General features: G+C 56.6%; 10 protein-coding genes. 3 read left to right on the forward strand and 7 right to left on the reverse strand.

All coding sequences use genetic code 11. The features are described from left to right. Positions 1–127 precede the first annotated feature (127 nt). The gene (locus FHS27_RS02220) at positions 128–1723 is read left to right on the forward strand and encodes a hypothetical protein (RefSeq protein ID WP_246418996.1); all 1596 of its coding nucleotides are present in this window, start codon (positions 128–130) and stop codon (positions 1721–1723) included. Positions 1724–1925: 202 nt separating this feature from the next. On the opposite strand, the gene FHS27_RS02225 is transcribed toward FHS27_RS02220, so the two are convergent. Further along, positions 1926–2459: a hypothetical protein gene (locus FHS27_RS02225; protein ID WP_184301040.1), complete on the reverse strand. Its 534-nt coding sequence runs from the start codon at positions 2457–2459 to the stop codon at positions 1926–1928. Positions 2460–2948: 489 nt separating this feature from the next. Here FHS27_RS02225 and FHS27_RS02230 point away from each other — a divergent pair, with 489 nt between their 5' ends. Then, on the forward strand, positions 2949–5381 hold the full coding sequence (locus FHS27_RS02230) for an ATP-dependent helicase (protein WP_184301264.1): 2433 nt from the start codon (positions 2949–2951) through the stop codon (positions 5379–5381). Between the two features lie 139 nt (positions 5382–5520). On the opposite strand, the gene FHS27_RS02235 is transcribed toward FHS27_RS02230, so the two are convergent. The 6 genes from FHS27_RS02235 to FHS27_RS02260 all read right to left on the reverse strand — a co-directional run bounded on the left by FHS27_RS02235 (position 5521) and on the right by FHS27_RS02260 (position 10537). Next, complete coding sequence (locus FHS27_RS02235; RefSeq protein ID WP_184301043.1) at positions 5521–5964, reverse strand: hypothetical protein; 444 nt, start codon at positions 5962–5964, stop codon at positions 5521–5523. Further along, entirely contained in the window at positions 5961–7181 is a 1221-nt protein-coding gene (gene ribA, locus FHS27_RS02240) for a GTP cyclohydrolase II (RefSeq protein WP_184301082.1), read from the reverse strand. Before ribA ends, FHS27_RS02235 begins: the two co-directional genes overlap by 4 nt. A 424-nt stretch (positions 7182–7605) precedes the next feature. Continuing rightward, complete coding sequence (locus FHS27_RS02245) at positions 7606–8634, reverse strand: prepilin-type N-terminal cleavage/methylation domain-containing protein (protein ID WP_184301085.1); 1029 nt, start codon at positions 8632–8634, stop codon at positions 7606–7608. 227 nt (positions 8635–8861) lie between these two features. After that, positions 8862–9344 carry a prepilin-type N-terminal cleavage/methylation domain-containing protein gene (locus tag FHS27_RS02250; RefSeq protein WP_184301088.1) on the reverse strand — a complete coding sequence of 161 codons (483 nt, stop codon included), beginning with the start codon at positions 9342–9344 and terminating at the stop codon, positions 8862–8864. Next, complete coding sequence (locus tag FHS27_RS02255) at positions 9341–10030, reverse strand: pilus assembly FimT family protein (RefSeq protein ID WP_184301091.1); 690 nt, start codon at positions 10028–10030, stop codon at positions 9341–9343. The genes FHS27_RS02250 and FHS27_RS02255 overlap by 4 nt, the downstream gene beginning before the upstream one ends. 24 nt (positions 10031–10054) lie before the next feature. Then, complete coding sequence (locus FHS27_RS02260) at positions 10055–10537, reverse strand: type II secretion system protein GspG (protein WP_009102078.1); 483 nt, start codon at positions 10535–10537, stop codon at positions 10055–10057. Positions 10538–11344: 807 nt separating this feature from the next. Between FHS27_RS02260 and FHS27_RS02265 the strand changes: the two genes are divergently transcribed. Beyond that, on the forward strand, positions 11345–23790 hold a 12446-nt coding region (locus FHS27_RS02265), incomplete at its 3' end, for a GEVED domain-containing protein (RefSeq protein WP_184301094.1).

A 23790-nucleotide genomic window follows, 5' to 3' on the forward strand; every position in this document is an offset into this window, starting at 1 on the left:
ATTCTCGCCCGTGTCGGCCCAATATCCGGCGTCGACACAGTCTCCCGCGGCGTCCCCACGGTCGCTCTCCACGGGGCCCCCGAATTCTTTCTACGGCCAGAATTCGCAGAGCACATCGGCCGGCTCGATGAATCAGTCCCGTTCGATGCATCAAACGGGCACGACGGGATGGAACGGGAACCCCGGTTTCCGTCCGGTCCCGAAGGTTCGCTCCTCGGCGATGTATCCGAGCACGATCAACAACGCATCGGCGGGTACCACGCCCACGCAGCGACCAGGGTGGAACCTGAAGTGGCGGACGAGCCCGCAAATCGCGGCCGAACAAGCTCGTGAAATCAGCGATGCCGCGTTCGAGCAACCTGCTCAACCCTCGCGACAGCCACAAATCGTTGCGACCGCTGCCGACAGCGCCCGCGTCGATTCTCGCACAGCATCGCTCGCGATTCAGCCTAACCGGTTGCGTCAGGAGACGCCTGCCGACGTCGAACAGGTTGCTTGGTTGGCACAGCAGACCGAGTCCAGCGGCGGTGGGTTCTCGCTGCCCGGCAACGCGTTTCGCGACGGCACCGTCACACCACCGGCGGATGCTGAAATCGTTCAACCCGGTCCGTCGTTCCGTGTTCCCGATCCAAGCGGTGTGCAGGAACTCCCGGCACCGTCGGATTCAGTGGTGCCACCGAGTGCACCGGAGTCAAACTTCGGTGCACCGTCGAATGATCTCGAGCGTTTGTTCGAAGGCGACCCCATGCCCTCGTCGCCTCCAACACAACCTTCCGATTCGGGTTCATCGATTCGGGATATGTTGCAAGACGAACCGGAACCCGTTCCCGCACCTGCACCGATTCAGCCGACGGAACCGGCACCCATGTCGGACGAGTTTGAAGAATCGCCTTCGGATCGAGACACATTCGCACCGAATCCGTTCGGCCGCAGTACCGAAGAACGAGAGGACAGCCTTCGCGAATTCGAACCACGCAATGACCGTGCTCCGGCACCGTCTTTGTTTGGCGCAGGCGACGAAGGGCCGACCAACAGTGGTACCGGATTGTCATGTGACGACTTCCGCGATCGCATCCGATCGGCGACCATCGATCAAGTTTCACTCGACCCGAGCCCACCGTTTCGTCCCGACGTGATCGACAACGACGAGTTCGCCAAACTGAAGGGCAAGTTCAGCACAAAGCAAAAGGCCCGGACATGGCGGAGCATCGAAGGGCGTTCGCTCGGGACCGGTCGATTGGACGATCTCGCTTACGAGAAAGCCATCATTGTCACCGACTTCGGAACGCGTGAGGAAATCCCGCTGAACCGTTTGAGCGAACCCGACCTCGCGTACATCTCGCAGAACTGGGGATTGCCCACCGAGTGCCTGATCGAACAAGTGGCCTACACGCCTCGATCGTGGACACCGACGACGATGACTTACATGGCTTCGAACCTTTGCCACAAACCGTTGTATTTCGAAGAAGTCAACCTGGAACGATACGGGCACACCGCCGGTCCTTTGGCTCAGCCGATCATTTCATCGGCTCACTTCTTCCTGAACATCGCTGTGTTGCCTTACAAGATGGGCGTTCATTCGCCGCACGAATGTCAGTATGCGTTGGGTTATTACCGACCCGGCAACTGTGCACCGTGGATCATCCCGCCGGTACCTTTGAGCGTGAAGGGGGCGTGGTACCAAGCCGCCGCCGTCACCGGCACCGCGTTGTTGGTTCCCTGAGCGGGAACGTTAAGACGTGAACGTTAACGTTCGCCGGCGATTTGTGTGAGAACGACTCGTCAATCCAACGCGTTGCAAAACGCCACGCAAAAATAAAACCCCGGTTCTGAGCATAGAACCGGGGTTTTTTTATTGAGAGTTCAGCAGGGGCAATTCCACCGGGGCATGTGGATGGGGCAATGCCAAACCCTCTGTTTCGAACTTAGTTGGCCGTCACGGTACCGGTAACCGTCGTGGCGTAGTCGCCCGATGGAAAACTGCCGTACGTGTCGGTGATGAAGCTGACCGCGAGAGCGAACGTGGCACTCGATGTGCCGTTACTCGTTGCTGTGACCGTCGCGGTGTTGTCACTGTTGTCGTAATCGGTCACGTCGGTGGCTTGGCTGACCGTCCACGTTCCCGGCCCGCTGCTCGTTGTGACGGCGAGGCCCAATTGAGCGTCACGTTTGTAGGACGGGTCCGAGGTGTGAACGAACGGAGATGCGGTGGCGAACGAGACCGTCACGCCGGAAAGGCTATTGCCAACGACCGTCCACGCTTGGCTCGGGAATGCTTGGTTGGAATTGGATTGGTCGTGAGTCAATGCTGCATCAACGGGCGCGGTGATCGACAGGTTCGATGGAACGGTAACGGTAAACGTTTGGCTGTCGCTGACTTGAGCGGACGCGTCCGTAGCGACGGTGAGAGCGGCGATGACGGTCAGGGCAACAACGATTGAATGGATTTGCAATTTCATGATGATAGGCTCTTGGTGTTGGTGAGACACACGACCACATTTTGGATGGAGGCGTCGTCTCGAAAAGGGGACATGCATAGTGGGTGCGCCTCGAGAGAACCTTTCTGTTCGATCGTCATCGATGGCGACACCGAAGCTTAGGTTCATGTCGAATGCGGGCAAACGGAATGCTTGGGAAGTCCTACTAAGCCTGACGAGAATGTTCAGATTGCGTTTTCGAAATGAGCGGAAATCTGATGTCTGCGCACACCGGGCGAGCAGCGATGCTCAAACGACAGGTGTTTTGGGTAAGGGGGGCTCGCTCGCGTGCTCAGTCTGCTCCGTTCAGTCCGAGCGGTGTGGGGCGTGTCCTGTCGGGGGAACTTGCGTTCGCATCTTTTTGACTCTGGATTTTGCGAAGTCTGCCTATCTCGACGAGCCGGAATCGCCGGGATGACCGCCGTTTTTCGAAGTTGCCCATTTCCCGCCGGGTCGGGTATCCTGATCGACATGGATGCAATCACCAAAAACCTGACCCCGGCCCAGGCCGATGCGGTTACTCATGTCGATGGACCGTTATTGATCATCGCTGGCCCGGGCAGCGGTAAAACCCGCGTGGTCACTCATCGCATCGCCTATATGCTCAACCAGGGCGTTCGTCCCTGGCAAATCGCTGCGCTGACTTTCACGAATAAAGCCGCTGATGAGATGCGGATGCGAGTGAATTTGCTGGCCCCGGATCAGCCTGTGTGGATGGGAACGTTCCACCGATTCTGCGCCCAGCAACTGCGTCGTTACGCGTCTTTTGTCGGATTGTCGGAAAACTATTCGATTTACGACATGGCGGATTCGCGGTCGGCAATGAAACGGGCGATCCAGGCCGCCGGTGTCTCGACGAGCCACGCGACGCCCGAGCAGATCTCGTCGGCGATATCGAAGGCAAAAAACCGTCTGATCACGCCCGAAAGCATGCAGCAGCAGTCCGGACGGGCCAGCGATACGGTCGCCGCACGTGTTTATCCGGTCTACCAGGAGCAGCTGCTACTCGCCAATGCGGTCGATTTTGACGATCTGCTGTATCACTTTGCACGTTTGCTGCGAGAAAACCCTGAGGTCCGCGGTGAACTCGACGCGAAGCTCAAATACATCATGGTCGATGAGTATCAAGACACGAACCTCGCTCAATATGCGATCGTTCGTGCGATGTCGGTCGATCACCCTAACCTCGCCGTCACGGGCGACCCGGATCAGTCGATCTACGGTTGGCGGGGGGCCGACCTAAACAATATTCTCGATTTCGAAAAGGACTATCCCAACGTCAAAACGGTCCGTTTGGAGCAAAATTATCGCAGCACGCCGAACATTCTCGCGGTCGCCGATCAATTGATCCGGCACAATCGACGCCGGAAATCGAAGGAGCTCTTCACCGATAATCCTGACGGCGACAACGTCATCCTGCGGCAATACCAGGATGGATATGAGGAAGCCGATGCGATCGCGGACGAAATCGCAGCCCAAATGATTGCGGGCAATGCCGAGCCACGCGACTTCGCGATTTTCTGCCGAATGAATGCGTTGACCCGGTCGCTCGAGCACGCACTGCGTAACCGTGGATTGCCGTACCAGATCGTCAACGGCGTCGAGTTCTATCAACGTAAAGAAGTGAAAGACCTCCTGGCATATTTGCACCTGATTAATAACCCATCCCACGACGTCGCACTGCAGCGAGTGATCAACACTCCCACGCGGAGTATTGGCGCGACGACGGTCGGCCGACTGCAGAAGTTTGCCGACGACCAACGGATTCCAATGCTCGAGGCGGCTCGCCGCGCCGACGAAATCGACACGCTCTCCAAACGTTCGAAGACGATGGTGCGCAGTTTCGTGTCGTTGTATGAACGCCTGCGAAAGAAAGCCACCGAATCGCTGGAGGATCTCGTTCGGTACCTGGTCGAGGAAACAAAGTACATTGCATTCCTCGAACGTACTTCCGTTGAGAAAGAGGATTCCAATCCGATCGAAAACGTCGACGAGTTCCTGTCTGCTGCCGTCGAGTTCGATCGCATGCACCCCGAAGACGGTTCCCTCGAAGCGTTCTTGGAACAGGTTGCGTTGGTGTCCGATACTGACAAATTCGAAGATTCGAACAACCGTGTGACGTTGATGACGTTGCACGCGGCCAAAGGACTTGAGTTCCCACGTGTCTTCGTGATCGCGGTCGAAGATGACCTGCTGCCGCACTACCGTAGCAAGCAGGACGATCAACAACTCGAAGAAGAACGTCGGTTGCTGTTCGTGGGAATCACTCGTGCCAAGCAGTGGTTGCAACTCAGTTACGCGAAACGCCGTAGCATGCGGGGCGATATCCGCGTCGCAATCCCGAGTATGTTCCTGAGCGAACTACCACGGGCGGATATGAATGTGATCGAGTCGTTCGCGGATCGAGATTTCTTTGACGATTCGGGCGATGATTCGTATCCCGATTCGTGGGATCTGGTCCAGGAACCGGCACCCGAAGAAGAGGGGGAAATGGAATACAAGGCCGATGCCGCGGCGGAACCCGAGGAATCGGCCAAGCAACCGAAACCTTCGCCGTCGGCCGTCGATCGTTTACCCAGTACGGTGTCGGATTCCGTGTCGGTGATCCCCGACGTTTACATGGATCCGCCGACCAGCAAATCAAAACCCAAACAACGCGTCGTTCCGATCGCGGCGGCTCTCACCACGGCGAGTGAGATGATGTCGTCGGATCGCGTGCCGTTGGGTGCCTATCGCGAAGGATGCACGGTCCGGCATCCCGAGTATGGCGAGGGAACGATCACCGAACTGACCGGAAGAGGCCCGAAGCGAACAGCCAAAATCCGTTTCTCCGATGGCGAGCCCGAACAGACATTTCGGCTCGCGTTCGCGAAACTCGAATTGGTTGACGCATCCGGCGCGTAGGCTTTCGTCGCGCCGGATGCCTTACATCGAAAACGTTAGTTGTTGCGGTAGCCACCGTTGCCAGACGGTGGACCACGTTCTGGCGAATATCGGTGCTTTTGAAAAACGTTGCTTTCTCTTAGAAAGACACTCGTCTTCGTCAGAATGTCAGTTCGATCGTCTCGTGCTGCGTTAGCAGACGAAATAACGTTTCTCTGATTTGATGAACGTCAGGTTCTTGATCGACTTGAGAGTCCGACGCAACGGCTTTCTCGATGGCAATCGGCCCAATGGCGAACCGATTGGTATTGCTCGCGACGAATTGGTAGGTTCCGGTAACCAGCCGTTGCACTGATCCTCGGTTGCCAGAGACGTCGCCATCGTAGTCGAGGTAAGTCACGCGATGGTCGAATAGTTGAGTCGTCGCGATCACCGGTGATTCAAAGTCTTCGATCGGCGAAGCGAATGTCTTCAAACTGTTCGCTTGATCGGGAGTCGTTTCGAAGAACCAATCGAGATGATCCGTGATGGGCACTCCGGCAGCGGTGTGCCGATTCAATCCGGGGCCAATCCGGTGCAGTGAAATGGTGAACCGGAGGATCACGACATCGGCGGCAATTGATGACCCATCTTTTCGCGTTTGGTTTCGAGGTAACGCTGGTTGTGCTTGTTCACCGTCGAAACGATCGGAACTTGATCGACAACCTTTAAGTCGAATCCACGCAAGTTGAACGCTTTCGTCTTCTTCGGGTTGTTCGTGAGCAATCGGACTTCGGACAAACCCAGGTCTTTGAGGATCTGCAGTCCGATGCCGTAGTCACGCATGTCGGCTTTAAATCCGAGTGCGTGGTTGGCTTCGACCGTGTCGAGTCCGTTGTCCTGAAGTGCGTAGGCACGGATCTTTTGGGCCAGCCCGATGCCGCGTCCTTCTTGAGGCAAGTAAACCAGTACGCCCCGTCCCTCGTGGCTGATCATTTCGAGTGCCATGTGCAATTGATCGCCACAGTCGCAACGCAGCGATGAGACCAGATCGCCGGTGAAGCAACTGCTGTGCATTCTCACCAATGGTGCGGGGCCCGGGGCGGTCATGTCACCGAACACCAACGCGATCGGTTCCTGTGCTTCGTATTCGACTTTGTAGACGATGATGTGAAAGTCGCCGTAATGGGTCGGCAGCGTCGATGTGGCCGATCGGCTGATCAGTTTTTCGCTGACGCGGCGGTGGGCGATCAGATGTTCGATGCTGATGATCTTCAGGTTGCGTTCGCGGGCGAGTTTCGCCAAGTCGTCGCGAGAGGCACGGTCACCGGACTCGTTCAGGATTTCACACAGAACGCCGACCGGTTGCAGGCCTGCCATTCTCGCCAAATCGACGGCCGCTTCGGTGTGACCGGCTCGCCGAAGCACACCGCCCTCTTTTGCGAGCAACGGGTAAACGTGGCCCGGGCGGACAAAGTCGTCGACGGACACGTCGTTGTCGGCGAGACGTCTGATCGTTTCACTGCGTTCGGCAGCCGTGATTCCCGTTCGCGCGGTCGCGATGTCGATCGGAGTCAGGAACGCGGTTTGCAACGGTGCGTTGTTTTGGGCGACGACCGGGGTGAGCTCGAGTTTCTTGCACAGATCCGGCAGCAACGGGGCACATAATTGGCCGCGGCCGCCGAGGATGAAGTTGATCGTTTCGACGCTCGCCTTTTCTGCGGCGCAGATGAAATCGCCTTCATTTTCACGATCCTCCGCGTCAATCACGATGATAACCTCACCACGAGCGATGGCCTCAACGGCTTCGGGAATGGTGTTCAACTCGATGGGCGACGACATGGCGGAATTAAAGAGGTGGCGTGGGGGATTGGCGGCGTGGGGAATCGGCGACGCATATGATCGGGTGCAATTGGTAATTCGCGGACGTTGAGATCACTGTCGCTGTTTCGTCGGAGACGAGCGATCCCAGCGAGGAAACAGCCCGTCGCCGTCGATGCCGCCCTATGATGGACTGCGACCGTCGAGATGAGAAGTCCAGGCGTCCGCTTTCACCATAGTATCCTGGGCACCCGGCTCGTCACATTCAGGCCGTGGCGGTTCTTCCGGTAAGCGTGGCGGGAATGCTGATGCCCCGTTGTTCGACTCGCGTCGTTTTGCTCGCGTGGACGGCTGCGACATTATGTCGAGGGTTCGGCGAATCAAACGAGGCGTTCCGTCATCTGACAGCTTCGTGACGGACCGGATTGATGAGGCGGCCGACACGTTAGAGAGTGGAATCCGATGCGAATTCGTCTTCTTCGGACTCGGCGTCTTCGGGGTGGCTCATCGGGAGATAGATCACGTGGGTGAAAGTCCTTGACGTCTCAATCTCGGTTTCGTCATCGGCCGCATCGCCGTCGATTTGCAGCGTCACACGCACCGCCGGAGGGAGGTATCCCATCTCATCGCTGCTGTAGTAGGTCAACCAATTGACGCCGTCGAAGTATTCGAATTCGATCGCGGTGACTTCCGGAGCGATCAGCTCGCCCACGGATCCGAGTCGTGAGAGACCGCCCGTGGTGGACGCGTAGGTGTTGATCGTGCGGTCGAGTTCTCGGCGGACGAGTCCGCCACCGTTGGTCCCCACGCTGGGGAGCCCGTTGGCGATCGCCAATTCTTCGACCGCATCGAGGGTCGTTCCAGAGCCTTCGGCTTGAACGAAATAACTGATCGTTTTGATGTCGCTGGGGCGGTCGAGTAGTTTTCCGCCCGTCACCGCGAGCGACGGGTCAATCACCGATTGCTCGAGTCGTGGCAAGCGGCTGACGTCGACCTGTAGCTGCAGCGAGTTTCCGATCAGGCCCGGTGATTGCAAGACCGTTCCGCCGAGGCTGGAGTCGAGCAACTCAGCGTCGGCGGTTTCATCCATGAGCGGATCGCTCGACAAATCGGTGCCGGCCGATTCAGGATCTTCCGGCAATGCTTCGTCGCCAAACCCGCCCGAGTCTTCTCCACCGGTGATTCCGAGTGCGGAGAGCGGCGCCGAAGCGGAGGCGAGCACGTCGGATAATGGGGAGGTGTCGACCGGACGCGTCGTCAATGTCATCCGCAGGTCGTCCTCGATCATCTGCAAAACGGCCGAGGCAACTTGGGATTGCCGGTACATCGTTTCGGCGCTCGCCATTTCACGAACGTAGAACGTCATCGCGCTGCTGACCAAGGTCATCAACACCACGCAGAGAGCGAGCGTGAGCAGCATCTCGAGAAGGGTGAAGCCGGATGTCGATCGCGGGCGTGATGAATGAATGGGCATGTTGCTGGGGGGGCCGGCGTTGTTGATTGATGGCGCAGGGTTGGTCGGTGGCGCAGGGTTGGTTGATGACGCTGGGTTCGAAAGGTCGCTACGTTCGCCAGAACGTGGTCCGTCGTTTGGCGACGGTCGCGGCCAAAAACGGATAAACGTTCTTGGTGACATCGTTTCTGAGTTCGTCTTGCCTAAAGCCGCTATTTCGTCCGAGGCGTGGTGTGAGGGTCAGCCCACTACTGGGTCGCCTCCGCCTCTTTTGCGGCTTCCTCTTCGGCTTCCAATTCGGCGAGACCGAGCATCGGGTCGATCATCCATCGTGTGAGTGAATAACTCGCTACCGGTGGCCCGCCGCTTTCATCGAGTGCTTGGACCGTGACCCGAATCGCGAGCATGCCGTCAAAGGGGGCTGGTGCGACGTCGACTTGGTATTCGAAGGGCGTCGTCGATTGCGAGTCCATCGGTTCGGTAGGCGTGGGCGGGATCGCCGCGGGACTCTGCACTTGGCTGTTCGCCAAAATCTCCGCCAAACGGCTCTGTGCGATCAGTCTCGCCTGAGCCAAGTGTTCGGCTTCACGGGCCGCGTCGGTGCCTGTCATGGCGACTTGCGACAGAATGCCCAACGCACCGCCTAGCAGTGCCAGCGCGAGCAGCATTTCGAGAAGCGAAAAACCCGAGCGTGCAGGGCGACTCCGGATCGACATGGGAATTCGAATCATGGGTTCGGCCTCAGCGTCACGTCGCCGGTCAAACCGCGGACTTGCACGCGAACAGCGATGGCGGTCATGTCGACACCTTCGGGCGCTTCGTCGCCCGCGTTGCCGAGCGTGATGATTGCGTTGCTGGTTTGCCCCGTCGGGTAAAAATAGACCGTGGGGAGGCTGCCTAAGGTGGTGTTGCCACCGGATGCGGTGACTGCGGTGGCGTTCAAATCGGCCGCTTCGATCGAGGATGTTCCGCCGAGTGGGGAGGTCACGACACTGCGAACGACGATGCCCTCGGGCAACTCGATTGTCCATCCTTCCGCGGTCGGATCACCCGTTGGTGTCGCGGTTCCCATCACCTGATCGGCACCCGTGAGAAGCGACGACATCGTTCCGGTGGAATCGGTGCTCTCGGTCGAGTCACCGGCGGTGAACATCGGTACGACGTGCAGTTCGCCCGATTCGGGATTGGATTGCAGCATCATCACGCGCCCTTCGCGAATCGCGTGAACCCGCAATCGGGTCAACTCACCTCGAAGTTGGTCGCCCGAGCGAACCAGTTCTCGGTCGCCCAACATTCCCGCCGCGATCGGAATCACCAACGCCGCGGCCGCCGCAAAGATGGACATCGCCAGGAGCAATTCGAGCAGCGTGAACCCAGGAGTTGGTCGCCGTCGACCTCGCGGATGTCCTAACGTCATATCGCAGTACTCGTCACGCGACGCCTATCGGCCTTCGACGACGATGTCGTCTTCGGTGTTCATCTGGCCGTCGAGTCCGGCGCTGCGGATTTCAAATTGGTTGCCCTTGGTGCTGAAATCGAATTCGTTGCCCCAGGCATCAACAGGCACGCTTTCGATGATCGAATCAACCCATTGGGCTTTCTTAGCCGCGTCGCTCGGGCCGTCGCGTAGTTGCTCGAGGGCTTCGGGAAGCGAGTTCGTTTTCAGCTTGTAGTAAACGATATTGCTCTTGAGCGAATTGAGCTGAGCCTGGGTCGCGTTGATATCCGCATCCGATTTGGCACCGAGGATGTTCGTTCCGACGATCCCGCCGATCACGACGAGAATCGCGAGCACGAGCAAGAGCTCGAGCAGGGTGAAACCACTACGACGAACAGACCGGCGATCACGATTCGAGCGAGCGATGCTGGTCGGGCGTGCGATCCGGGAACGGGTGGAGACGCGATTGATTTGGCGGCAAGACATGGTTCGTGAAGAATCTTGTGGGGGAGGGATGGGTCGGGAAGGGAGGAAACAGGAGGGGCGGCAGCAGACACAACAAAGGTCGTGTTTGCAAGACACTCCCCATTGTGCAATGGAACACCAGAACCGCAAGTAAGTTCCGTACTTATCGAGTTGGTGTGGCTTCCAATTGCGGGCGATTGCCCCTCCGATCCCGTTGTAGGCGGCATCGCCCAGGATTGGGGGCGCGGCGCGTTCGCGAACGGCCCGCGGCGAGGTTTCTGGCGGCTCGCTCGGATTTTTTTGCGGTGAGACTGCTTTTTGTGGCGAGACGCCGAGAATTTCCGCCCGCGACAGAAAGCGGCCCGCCGTTTCGATGGGCTTCCCCCGGACTGAGTAGGGCTATCGGGCGTCCTGGGGGGAAGAGCAGGAGGTTTTTGAGGGTGCGATCGAGGGGGCTTTTGGGGGCATTCAGATGGTTCGGAATACACAGACTTGCCGAGGCTCTCCTCGTTCGCAAGGAACCAATGTACCGTTAAGGTTGTCCAAAGCCCTCAGTTTCTCTGGTGTGAATTAATGGCCCGCAAAATCAAGAGGTCGCTGAAGTTTTCAGTGGAATTTCTCAAGATGCCGGGCACGAAGAGTTTTGTCGCTAATTATTCTTATGAGGTCTGGAGGGTTTGTACGCTGTATAGGCATTTTTACGGCGACCTGCCCCCCCGAGTATCGCACCAGTCGCGTATCAATTGACCCGTTATTTCCGGATGTTTTTCAATATTTTCGGGAATGGCGGTGACGTTGCGTTCACTTATCCCCAGTTTTGAGTTGATCATGTCACGTCGTTCAGGCACTCTTCGCCCAGATTTTTCCCGCACGGACGCCCGTAAAACTAAGCGATCGGCCGCGAACCAGTCAAAATTCAAACGTCGACTCAATCACGAAACTCTAGAAAAGCGGGAATTGCTCGCCGCCGACCTCCTCGCGATCCGTCCCGACGCGGGAGCCCTGCTCGCCGAAGACACTGTCCTGAACTCGCCCCCACGAGAATTCAGCCTACTGTTCAATGGTGATGCGAGCATCGACGAGAGCACGATCTCGTCAGACACCGTTCGATTGGTGCGGGCCGGTGGCGACGGGACATTTGGTGACATCAATGACGTCCAGGTATCGATCGGGTACGTCGGATTTGTCGAACCTGGGGGAACTGACGCAGAAAATTTGAACCGGATCATGCTCCGTCCGGCGAGCACCGCGGCGCACAACGCGACGGATCCGTCGGTTGCATTTCCGGATGACCTGTATCGAATTGAGATCATCGGCAGTGGTGCCGATCCGCTCATGGATTCCGACGGGACCGCGTTCAACGGGGGACAGGATTCGCTATCCACCTTTCGTCTCGACCGTGGATTGCAGGTCATCGCAGTCATCCCACAACCGATCCAACGGGTGGGTGGGAATCTAGAAGTTCAAGACAAGCGAATCGATGTCTACTTCGACGATCAAGACATTCTCGAGTCGGTCGCTGAGACCAGAGAGTTTTATCGCTTGGTCGATACTGCCGGAGCGCCGACCGCGGCGGTGAACCCAGACACGGTGGAATACTTTCCCGATGAGAACCGTGTGCAGCTTAACTTTGCCGCCGCTTTTTCGACGGCGACCTATCGACTCGACATCGGGTTGCAGTCGGCGCTTCCAGGCTCAGCGGTACCAACAGAGCAGACGTTCGGGGCGGAAATCGGAACTTGGTTTGGTGATCTTGCAAACGTTGGTGACTCCGGAAACCTAGGGAGCATCGGTTCCGGAACGGCGGTAAAGGTCAGCTCGGAAATCTCTCCAGCAGGTGCGGTGGCGTTGCCCGCGAGTCCCGGCGGTACCGACGAGCCTGGGCACCGTGAAATCCAGCTCGAGAATCACTACACCTTGCCAAATGCAGGTGTTGGTCCCGTTACGCCGGCTGATGTCAAAGTGGTTCGCTATGCGTTCCCGGTAAACTTCCGTCCGAACGATGCCGGGATCGTTTACCAGAACTTTATCTCGCCTTCGGAAAAGGAAATCGTCCGCGGCATCTTAGAGATCTATGCCGCGGAAGTCGGAGTCGAGTTCATCGAGACTGATACTGTTGACGGCTCGACGTTGGTGATCGGGAAAGGTGACTTGCAGGCATCGACCACCTCTGACACCTCGGCGCCGGGTGGAGTTGCGGGACGTGGTGGACCGACGTTGGTGGTTCTGGATAAAGAGGACTACACCAGTAGTGACCGTACGTTTGGAGATGGTTTTACTGGTGTCATGTTCCATGAGATCGGACATGCTCTCGGCCTAGGGCACTCGTATGAACTGCATTCGGTTCAGGGGCAAGGGGTTCAGGGTGATTCGGGAGGATCGGTCACCAGCCCTGGCGATGCTGACCTGTTCCATCTCCAGCGAATTTCTCCAGCAAATGCCAATGACATCGATTTGTATCGTTTCAATCTCACGAGCCCGGGAACGGTGCAGATTGAAACAATCGCCGAACGGCTGACACAGGCGGAGCACGGGAAAGATCCGAGCCTGCTCAACACGGTGCTCCGGTTGTTCCGCAAGAACGCAGACGGCACCTCTGAGGCAATTGCGCAGAACGATCGTTATTACGGAAGCGACTCGTTCATTGAAATTGAGCTTGAAGCCGGCGAGTACTTCTTCGGTGTTAGCAGTACCGGCAACGACCAGTACGATCCGGCGATTGCGGATTCCGGGTTCGGCGGCACGACGGATGGGGAATATGAGGTTCATTTATCGTTCAACGCGACTCCTGTCGCTGGTGAGCAACTCACCGACGTAGACGGAACTGCGATCGATGGTGACGGCGATGGTACTCCCGGTGGTGTGCATTCTTTCTGGTTCGACAACGCGGATGCCGCGAACACTTTCTACGTCGACAAACTCGGTGCCAACGTGGACGTCGGCGGTGCAACGGTCGCTTCGCATGCGACGATCGCGTCGGCACTCTTGGCGGCGCAGGCTGCGGTAGGCCGGTCGGTGGTTCGTGTTGTCGGCAGCCTCGATGACAGCATGCCCGCTTCGCTGTCCGCGACGACACCATACTTGATCGGTTTCAGACCCGATGGAACTCCGCTCGCTGACGGCACGTCCCTGAATGTTCCCCAAGATACGACGGTGAGAATCGAGGCCGGTGCACTCTTGAAGATGCGTGCAGCGAACATTGATGTCGGTACCTCGTCGATTGGAGCCGACCGCAGTGGTGGAGCGATTCAGGTGCTCGGGACTCCTGAGTTACCCGTGTATCTGCGTTCGTTCCACGATGACACCGTCGGCGGAAACTCCGACGGTATTGGACCAGGTGCCAGAGCCGGTGATTACGGCGGAATCGTCATGCGAGACGATTCGGACCTGGAAGACTCTGGCGTTTTTCTTAATACCGTCAATCATCTCGACATTCGGCATGGTGGTGGCAAGGGGAATCCGTCTGACACGCAGGTTTACTCGCCTATCGATATCGTTGATGCTCGACCGACCGTGAGTTTCAACACCATCACCGATGCGGCAAGAGCGGCAGTGGCGGCGACGCCGGACAGTTTTGATGACGCCGGCGGACGGATCGGTCCGGACATCGTCGGCAACTATCTCCGAGGAAATACCAATAACGGTTTGTTTGTCGGGATTCCTACCGCGCTGGGCGGATCGGTACAGACGATGACCGTGTCGGGACGCTTTGACGATACCGACATTGCGCACATTCTTACCGAGTCGTTGATCATCGAGGGCAACCCAGGCGGCCCAACGCTCGTCGGCGGTACGCTTGAAGCACGACCCTCGGGACGGTTGGTGATCGATCCTGGTACCGTGATCAAACTCAGTGAAGCACGTATCGAAGCCGCACGAGGCGCGGCGACTTTGATCGCCGAAGGTACTCAGAACAGTCCAATTATTTTCACTTCCTTAGATGATTCTCGCTATGGCGGCAGCGGCGTATTCGATACGAACACCGGTGTTGGTGTTGCGACTGCCGGTGACTGGGGCGGTCTCTTCTTCAGTGAAGCCTCCACGGGCAGTATCGATCATGCGGTGATCGCGTACGGAGGCGGTGTCGTCCCAACGAGTGCATCGTCCGGGGGTGGATCGGATTCGTTCAACGCCATCGAAATTCATCAAGCTGACGTTCGTGTCGCCAATAGTTTGATAACAGACAACGCGAGCGGGAACGCAACAACCGACCGTTTCGGTCGTGGACGCAACGAAGCTGCTGCGATCTATGTGCGTGGCGCACAACCAATCTTGATTGGCAACGAAATCGTTAACAACGTCGGGCCAGCAATCAATATCAATGCCAACGCTCTGCAGTTTGAATCTCAAGTCGACCGGGGGCGGAGTATTGGTGCTGCCGATCGATACTCGCAATTTGATGACAACCGCGGGCCATTAGTACGGCTCAACGAGACCGACAACAATACCATCAACGGTATGAAGGTTCGTGGCCAAGAACTGACCACGGAGAGTATCTGGGATGATTCTGACATTGTTCACGTGCTCAGCGGTGAAGTGATTGTCGAGAATCACCACACCTATAGCGGTCTTCGGTTGCAGAGTAGTGTTTCCGAAAGCCTCGTTGTGAAGGTTGACGGAAGCGACTCGGGTTTCACCGCGACGGGAGCGCCGTTGGATATCGTCGATCGCATTGGTGGGACCGTTCAGGTCATTGGATTGCCTGGATATCCCGTGGTGATCACGCACCTTGCAGACGATACGGTTGGCGCCGGGTTCACACCCGAAGGACGTGTGAACCTAGATACCGACAACAACACCAGTGGTGTCAGCGGCGGCGATGAGTGGCGAGGATTCTTGTTTGATGAATGGAGCAATGACCGCAATGTTGCGATCATCCTCGAAGCTGAGTCACCACTGAGCGGAACGGTGGAAACTAACTCAAATCCGATTACCAAGGCTCAGCCACTCGGCGTTCTTGCTCCTGACTTGAAGAGCGGTGATGAGAACCGGCGACTCGGATTTGAAGTTCACGGTTACATCAGTCCGAACAACGCGAAGGACGTGGACGCCTACAGTTTTCAGGCGACCGCTGGGACTCAGGTTTGGATTGACATCGATCGAACCGATCCGTCACTTGATCTAGTCATGGAGTTGGTTCTCGACAATGGGACGGCTGCCGGGCAGGTCGTCGCGACGCTTGATAATCCGATCGCAACCGGCGGTGCTGGATCGCTCACGCAAGAGCCGCTATTGGGAGGAGACTTCTATTCGCTGACGAACAACGATCCAGGGATCGCTGCCATTTTAAATGCTTCGGGGCAATACTTTGTCCGTGTGAAATCGGCTGGCGCTCAGGTCACGAAGGGCGAGTATCAATTGCAGATTAGGCTGCAACAAGTCGATGAATTTCCCGGTTCAACGGTTCGTTACGCCGATATTCGGTATGCATCGACCGCATTCGACGTTCGCGGACTGCCACGCCGCAGCCCACTGATTGGCGAGGCTGCTGAGCAGGGCGATGCCGGGGGAAATGTCACCCCCGGTGGATCGCAAGAACTGGCAAACTTACTTGCAAGTGATACGGCGACATTATCAATCGCGGGATCACTGAGTTCGGAAACGGACGTGGATGTCTATCGTTTTGAGGTCAGCCATCCGTCAACTCAAGTGATTCCAGGTGTCACCACAGCCGTGGGGACCGTCGGAGTCGTGTTTGATCTTGATTACGCCGACGAGAGGCGAGGGGATACCTCCATTGCTGTATTCAATGCGAACAATGAATTGATCTTCATCGGTCGGGAATCGAATATTGAAGACGATCAACCCGAGGTCGGCGGCGACGGGCAAAGCTTGGACGATCTCAGTCGTGGATCACTCGGCACGGATGATCCATCGATCGGTCCTGTGCATCTGACGCCCGGCGGCAGTTATTACGTCGCCGTGATGAGCAACCAATACACACCGTCAGTTGTCGCGTCGCAGTTCTCGATCGAAGGACAAGATGGAACGGGCGATGCAGGCATTCGAACTCGATTGGAACCCATCAACTCAGTCACACGAATCGTTGAAGACCACATCGGTTTCACCGGCTACACCTCCGGAGCTGGTGACTTAACGAACAAGATCGATCCGTTGACTGGACCGCTACTGGATCTCAGCACCAAAGCGGCATTGGATGAACATATTACTGCATTCCGCTTTCAAGACGTGCCATTATTTGTTGCAACCGATCAGGACGGGGAAAATGGGGACAATTTTTATATCGTCGACCCTTCAAACGGCGGCGATATTGTCACCGATCTCACTCCAGACAATGCAAACTTGACCAGTGGAGGTGACGATGTTCAAGACATCGTTATTCGTGGTGACGGGAAACTCTATGGCTACCACGAGATTGCAGATGGTGCTGACACTGTCGGTAGACTCTCTGAATTGAACCCCGCCACTGGTGCAGTTGTTCTAGGTACTAGCCAAGACGACAATATTCCAGGGGTCGAGGGATTCAGCAATGTTGCTGTGATTCCGGATCCGGTAGACCGCAACGTTGGCACTCAGAATCGACTTCAACGAGCCCGTCAAGTCACCAATTCGGATGATGCGAATGCCGTTACCTTCCGGCGTCGTGCTGTAACGGGCGATAACACCGTTCCGGTGCCAATCTACGAAACATACTATGTCGTTAGCGAAGGCATTGGCAGCGGTGGTTTGTCCGGTTCGCGACTTTATCGAGGCGACGCAAACGGCAACGCGCTGCCGGCGCCTGCGCAGGCCGACGGGACCCCGCAATATGGTCTCGTGGGCAACATTCAAACTGCTAGCGTTACCAACGCAGAAGCATTCTTTGAGGTTGCTAGTGGAGGTGACAACTCCGTCACGACGAGGATTTATCTTCGTTCGACTATTCCTGGTGAGGCGGGCAACTTTGATGTGACCTTCACTAATGGCGGCGACGGTCAGCCTATCCAGGCTACATTCAACAACGGAACGAACACACTCAATATCCGCTTGGCACGTGCAGGCGATCCGCTAGCAGTGACCTCAACGGCACAGCAAATTGTCAACGCGATCAATAGTTCTGGCTCAGCAAGTCCACGAATGGTTGCGATGATCTATGACGACGGAAATGATAACAATGGATCTGGCGCGACGGTTGCAATTGAAGGTACCGATAATTTTTCGGTCGGCGGAGGCGTTGGAAATGCAGATGAAGTTCTGCAGGGTGTGGTCACCGGTCTCTCTATGGCGCAGTTCAATGGCAATGGTCAACTTTACGGCGTAACCAGCGCGGGAGAATTTTTGGAGATTAATCGCAACAGTGGTGTTGCCACCGTTTTGTCGATAACTGAAGGAGCGAGTTTCTCTGGTTTGGCACTCGGTCCGCAAAACGTTGACGGGGGGAACTACCGAAACGTGTTGTTTGCGACCACCACCAATGGCGAACTGTACGCTTTTGATACCGATGGTAATGCGGTGAGAGCGTTCAATTCGGGCGATGCCTCTCAAACGATCACGGTGACCCCCGGGACTCCTGCCGCCAATGGTACGTTCACACTCACGTTCGACAATGGTGTGACAGCGGAGACCACTGCTCCCATTTCGGCGAATGCACCTGCTGTTGAAAGTGTCAACGAAAAACAGACAGTCGTTTCCAACGCAACGAGCGGAACTTTTACCCTGACTTATGACGACGGGGCCACTCTCGAGACCACTGGGCCGATCGATTTTGATGCAGACGATAATGAAATCTTCGCCGCCTTGGCGGCGTTGCCGAACCTCAGCGGAGGCGATGTCCAGGTCACGTTCACCGATCCCAGCAATCTAACTCTGGCCGGTGGTGTCACGATCGAGTTCGCCGGATCACTTGCCGAAACCGATGTCGCAGAACTTGTGCTCGATGATAGCGGTTTGACTCCCGTCGGAACTGCGTCCGTGACCACCGATGTAACCGGCGCCCAGAGTGTGCAGGATGCTTTGCTGGCTTTGGCCAATATCCAAACGGGAGATATTCGTGTCAGCGGCGATTTGCAGAATGGCGGAGTTGTGGTTCATTTTGCGGGCAGCTTTGCCGGTCTCGATGTGACGCCGCTCGTTGTGGACAACGCTGGAATGCTAGATGGTACAGTTGCCGATGCGGTTGTTTCGGGGACCGTCGCCGATGGTTTAGCAGATGATGTCATGACAAGTGTCACCGGCATGGATGGGGCGCCGATAGGATTGGCGTTCTCGCCTTTGGATTTCAACCTTTGGCACCCTACGATGCAGCGTGGCAATGATTTGGGGCACGGGATCAATGAAGCCTCCGATGGCAGTCGCGATTCGGGCAACTTTGCAGTCGAAATCCCGGATGGAACTTTACCACTGCTATTCGACGATCTTGGTGATCCAATTCCCAGAACCCGAGTTACAAACGAAGGAGCTGGCGGTGCCAGTTTCTACTTCGGCTTGGAACAATGGCAATTTAACCCGCAAAGTACGACGTTGAGTTACATCAGCCCGATTGATGTAAATGTAAACGCACAGTACGGATTGAGTGAGCTACAACACCAAGATCTCAGCAGTAATGCGAACTTGCGAGATACGTATGACTTTGCCGGTGGTGCGAAGGGCGGGCTGACGACGAACGCTTTTTCGCTCGATGGGGCCGTTGCTGATGATCGGCCAACGCTCTATTTCAACTATTTGCTTGAAACCGAAGGCGATGATGGCAAGCAGGTCAGTGACACCAATGCGGAACGCTACTTCCGCGATAGTGCACGCGTATATGCCTCTCGTGACGGAGGAGTGACCTGGGAATTGCTGGCAACAAATAATTCTGCTCTTAGCGGTCCAGATGCTTCGGACGCGAACAGTCAAGCTGAGTTGCCAACCTTCCTGTCGCATCTATCGGACGCGGGGGTAAACAGTTCTGATCCCCAACCAGCTGAGAAACAAATACGGCAGGAATTGATCGATGACACCGATGGATCGCCACTATGGAGACAGGCCCGTGTTGACTTGTCCACATTTGCCGGTGAGGCAGACGTGCAACTGCGGTTCGAATTCAGCACGAGCGGTTCGTCGATTCAAGGTAACTTGATTGGTGATGAATTCGGAGATATTAATGACGACGATAGTGAGAATTCCGTCGGTGTACTGAACAATAACTTCGAAGGTTTGTACCTAGACGACTTTGTTGTCGGATTTGCTGAGCGTGGCGAAATGGTGACCGGGGCACCCGCTACGGCCACCAACGCGTTCGTTGATCTATCAAACCTCTCAGATCAACTTCCAGGTGATCCCAGTGACAGCGATCGCGCTGACGTGAACCGGGATGATGATTCCCTAACGAATCAACTTTCCGGACGTTATCAACTCGAAATCCGGCGTGCTGGTGAATACGCATTGGCCTCGGACGATTCGATCGTCATCTTCGCACACTACGAAACCAACTCACGGCATCTCCTCGATTCCCTCCTGGGAACCGGGCTCGACGCGGACCGAAACCGCGAGCGTGCTCAAGGGATTTTGATCCTCGAGAGCAACATCCTGTCCGACTCCCGTGTACTCGGAATCAACGTCGAACCAGGCGAGGTGGAAGGCGATGCCGATCCGGCAGACAACCCGGATGCCGCTGACGCTGGTGTGGGAGTTTCCTATCCAGGTTCAACGCAGAACTTTGCCGATATCGACAGTGCACAATTGGTGCCTGGTATTGTGATTCAGAACAATATTATCGTCGGCAGCAGTGGGGTTAACTATTCCGGGGAAGCCAACACCGATCCGCAGCGACCGGTGCCGATCGGACGGATCATCAATAACACCTTTGTTGGGGATGGCGGTGGCGTTGGCGTGAATATCAACAACAACGCTAGCCCAACGTTGCTCAACAACGTGTTCGCGGAACTCGCGACAGGCATCGTGAGCAACGGCGTCGGTGCAGTGATCGACAACAACTTCTTCCAAAACGCGGGCACTCCGTTAGGTTCGGACGCGCGCACGGACAACAACCCGTTGTTTGTCGATGCGGATAATGGCAACTACTATCCCGCCGTCGGCGCCGGCACGATCAATAACTCACAAGATGTGCTCAACGATCGTGGTTCGTACGCGGCCTTCAAGGACATTCTTGGTATCCCTGACTCGCCGTTCTTTGCACCGACGCTCGACGCGTTTGGGCAGTTGCGAGTTAGTGGCGGCGTCGGTGGTGATGGTGCCGGTCCGAATACTGACATTGACATCGGTGCTCTTGACTTCTCCGATTCGACGCAGCCTTACGCGGTGCTGCTCGACCCGGTCGATAACGACATCGATGGAGTGGATCTCGATCCGACTAACACGTTCGTTCATTGGGACGAAACGATCGTGGGTGCGTTCTCGATCCTTCTTTCCGATGGCGAAAACCCTGACTCGCCGTTCGAAGGCACCGGTGTGAACCCGGCTACCGTTAACGAATCCACGGTGACGATTCGACGTAACAATGAAGTGTTGACTGCGGAACAAGACTTCTTGCTGGCGTTCAACTCTTCGACAGGTGAATTGCGTTTGACGCCGCGGTCGACGCTGTGGACACTCGAAAGTGTCTACGAGATCACATTGGACAACGCCCAAATCGAAGATTTGGCGGGCAACCCGTTGCGGTCTAATCGCACCAATGGTTCCACTGTATTCACAATTATTCTTTCTGACACGCCGATTGATTTTGGCGATGCGTCAGACGTTGGTTTGCCTGATACATACGGCACGCGGTTGATCAATGATGGTGCACGACACGCTGTGATCGATGATGGAACGCTCTACTTGGGGGCGACCGTTGATGGCGAAGCCGATGCGCCTGTGCCGGGTGGGACGGATGAAGCATCCGATTTGGCAGACGAGGACGGTGTTGGCGTTGGAATCTACAACGACGGAACCACCGACCGTCGAGTATTCATGCAACCGGGAAGCACCTCGCCGACGACGGACAACGCCGACGTGCTCGGCTTCCTCAACCCGTTTGATCCCACCGGATCCCAGGTCGTTGTTACTGCGAGTGCCGCGGGATTGTTGGATGCGTGGATTGACTTCAATAACAACAAAGTCTTCGACGCGAACGAACAGATTTTCGCGAACGAGCCTCTCGTCGCTGGACCGAACACGCTGACCGTGTTCACGCCGGAGACGGCTCTGGCGGGAACGACGTGGGCGCGATTCCGCATCTCGCCCGAAGGCAATCTTTCGCCAACCGGTTTAGCGGTTGGTGGTGAGGTCGAAGATTATCAAATCGACATCCTTCCCGTCGCACTTCCGGTTCCCAACGATGACAACGACACGACCGCGTTGTATTCGGTTGCCGAAGATGGAAGTTTTGATACCGCGGCGGACACGCTGCCGAGCGTGACCGATAACGACACCATCGACCCTAACAATTTCACGCCGATCACCGCGATTGTTGTCGATGGGCCTAGCAACGCGGCTGCGTTCACATTCGATGAAGCGACGGGGCACTTCACGTACTCGCCTCTGGCCGACTTTGCCGGTTACGACACGTTCACGTACCGATTGGCGTCGCAGCAGACTTCGATCGATTCGGCTCCCGCGTATCCAATCGGCGTCTCTGGAATCGCGACAGTCACGATCAACGTGACGCCCGTGAACGATGAACCGGCAATCGCGGGAGATCAACAGGTTCTCAATGCGATCGAAGAAGAACCCCGAGTGTTCACCAAGAACGATCTGCTCGTTGGCGAAGATGGTGTTCTGGATGTTAAGGGCGACGCCGATCCGATGTATCCCAGTGCGACCGCATCGGCACCATGGGATGAGTCCGCTCAAGAAGACGTCGACGAGATAGAAATCACGTCGATCGAAGTCGTTCCGGGAACCCTGATCACGGCATCAGGAACCTACTCCACACCACGTGGTGAAATCAGTGTTGTCTTCACCGGAGGATTCCTGGAGTCCCTCACCTACACCGGCGATCAAGACCTGAACGTGGACAACGACGTGTTGGGCGGCACCGCTCCGTTCCAAGACACGTTCCTGTTCACGATTCAGGACAACGGCAGGGTCATCAATCCGCTCGATATTGCTGATCTAGGTGATGACGTCGAAGTGAGCGGCACACCACTGAGTCGCAAAGTCACGGCATTAATCAATGTTCGGCCAACGAACGACACGCCTGTGGCCTCGGATGACACGATCAGTGAAAACAACGCCGGCTGGCTTGCATACTTCAACGGTTTGTCTCCGGCGGAAGTCGCACCGGTTCCCACCGAAGATGTGTCGCTAACGATTCCGTCGGCATACCTGCTGCTCAACGATGTTGAATCACGTGCAGGTGCCAACGACGAACTGGACAACACCAACGACGCGGGGTTGACCGTCACTGCTGTCGACGCCACCAGCGCTTTGGGGGCGACTCTATCGATCGATGTCAATGGCGACGTGGTTTACGATCCTTCGACGTCTCCGCACGCTTATGGTATTGATACGTTTGTTTATACGATCACGGACCAAGGTATCGATCAAGCGTTGGACGGTACACCGACTGCTGCTCCGCTAACGCATCAGGCAACCGTCACCGTGTTGCTCAAACCCGTCAATGACGCTCCGCTGGCGATCGACCGTGACTTTGAGCTGAGTGAGTACGAAGAGTTCGCAGCCGGTACGGGAGTCGCCAATTCAGCCCCAGACGTTGCTGATGATGGAAACGGGATTCTCACGATCACGTCCGCCATGTTACTGCGGGATGGTCAATCCGACTCGGCTCTCGAAGCATTCTTTTCACTGAGAGGCGACACGCTGTCGGGTGAAGGATTGTTCAACGAACATGAGACCTCGGTGCGGGTCTTCGGGATCGGTTTGCCCGGCAACGCCACTCCGAGCTTCGACGCCACCACCTTGGACTACACCGCAGGTGATGTCACTGAAACATTGGCGACGGCAAACGGAACACTGACGCTCACGTTCTCCAATGCTTCGGGAACGGGCGAGCTCACCGAAATCGTTTACGTGCCGAATACGGATTACAACGATCAAGCCCCGTTTGATTTACAGGATGAGTTCACTTACTTCGTCGAAGACTTCGGTGAAGTCACCGTGCACGGTGCCGCATCGGTTGGGGAGGCGACGACTACCACAACGCACGGCACACAGCGAAGTGGTCCGGCGACCGTTTCACTGACGACCCGCGCGGTCAACGACGCCCCTGAGTTCCCCGTGTTCAATACGGTGACGTTTGCCGAAGACGTTAATGCTGACAACGCGCCTGTCTACTACGACATCTACGGCGGCGGTGTCATCGCGAGCAACGATCCCGGCGTGCATGGTCTGGA

The organism is Aporhodopirellula rubra, from assembly GCF_014192335.1.
Taxonomy (GTDB): Bacteria; Planctomycetota; Planctomycetia; order Pirellulales; family Pirellulaceae; genus Rhodopirellula; species Rhodopirellula rubra.

What these genes read in the sequence shown, in the direction of transcription:
- FHS27_RS02220 (WP_246418996.1), top strand. Translation starts at nt 128, where the DNA reads ATGAATCAGTCCCGTTCGATGCATCAAACGGGCACGACGGGATGGAAC.
- FHS27_RS02225 (WP_184301040.1), bottom strand. Translation starts at nt 2,459, where the DNA reads ATGAAATTGCAAATCCATTCAATCGTTGTTGCCCTGACCGTCATCGCC.
- FHS27_RS02230 (WP_184301264.1), top strand. Translation starts at nt 2,949, where the DNA reads ATGGATGCAATCACCAAAAACCTGACCCCGGCCCAGGCCGATGCGGTT.
- ribA (WP_184301082.1), bottom strand. Translation starts at nt 7,181, where the DNA reads ATGTCGTCGCCCATCGAGTTGAACACCATTCCCGAAGCCGTTGAGGCC.
- FHS27_RS02245 (WP_184301085.1), bottom strand. Translation starts at nt 8,634, where the DNA reads ATGCCCATTCATTCATCACGCCCGCGATCGACATCCGGCTTCACCCTT.
- FHS27_RS02250 (WP_184301088.1), bottom strand. Translation starts at nt 9,344, where the DNA reads ATGATTCGAATTCCCATGTCGATCCGGAGTCGCCCTGCACGCTCGGGT.
- FHS27_RS02255 (WP_184301091.1), bottom strand. Translation starts at nt 10,030, where the DNA reads ATGACGTTAGGACATCCGCGAGGTCGACGGCGACCAACTCCTGGGTTC.
- FHS27_RS02260 (WP_009102078.1), bottom strand. Translation starts at nt 10,537, where the DNA reads ATGTCTTGCCGCCAAATCAATCGCGTCTCCACCCGTTCCCGGATCGCA.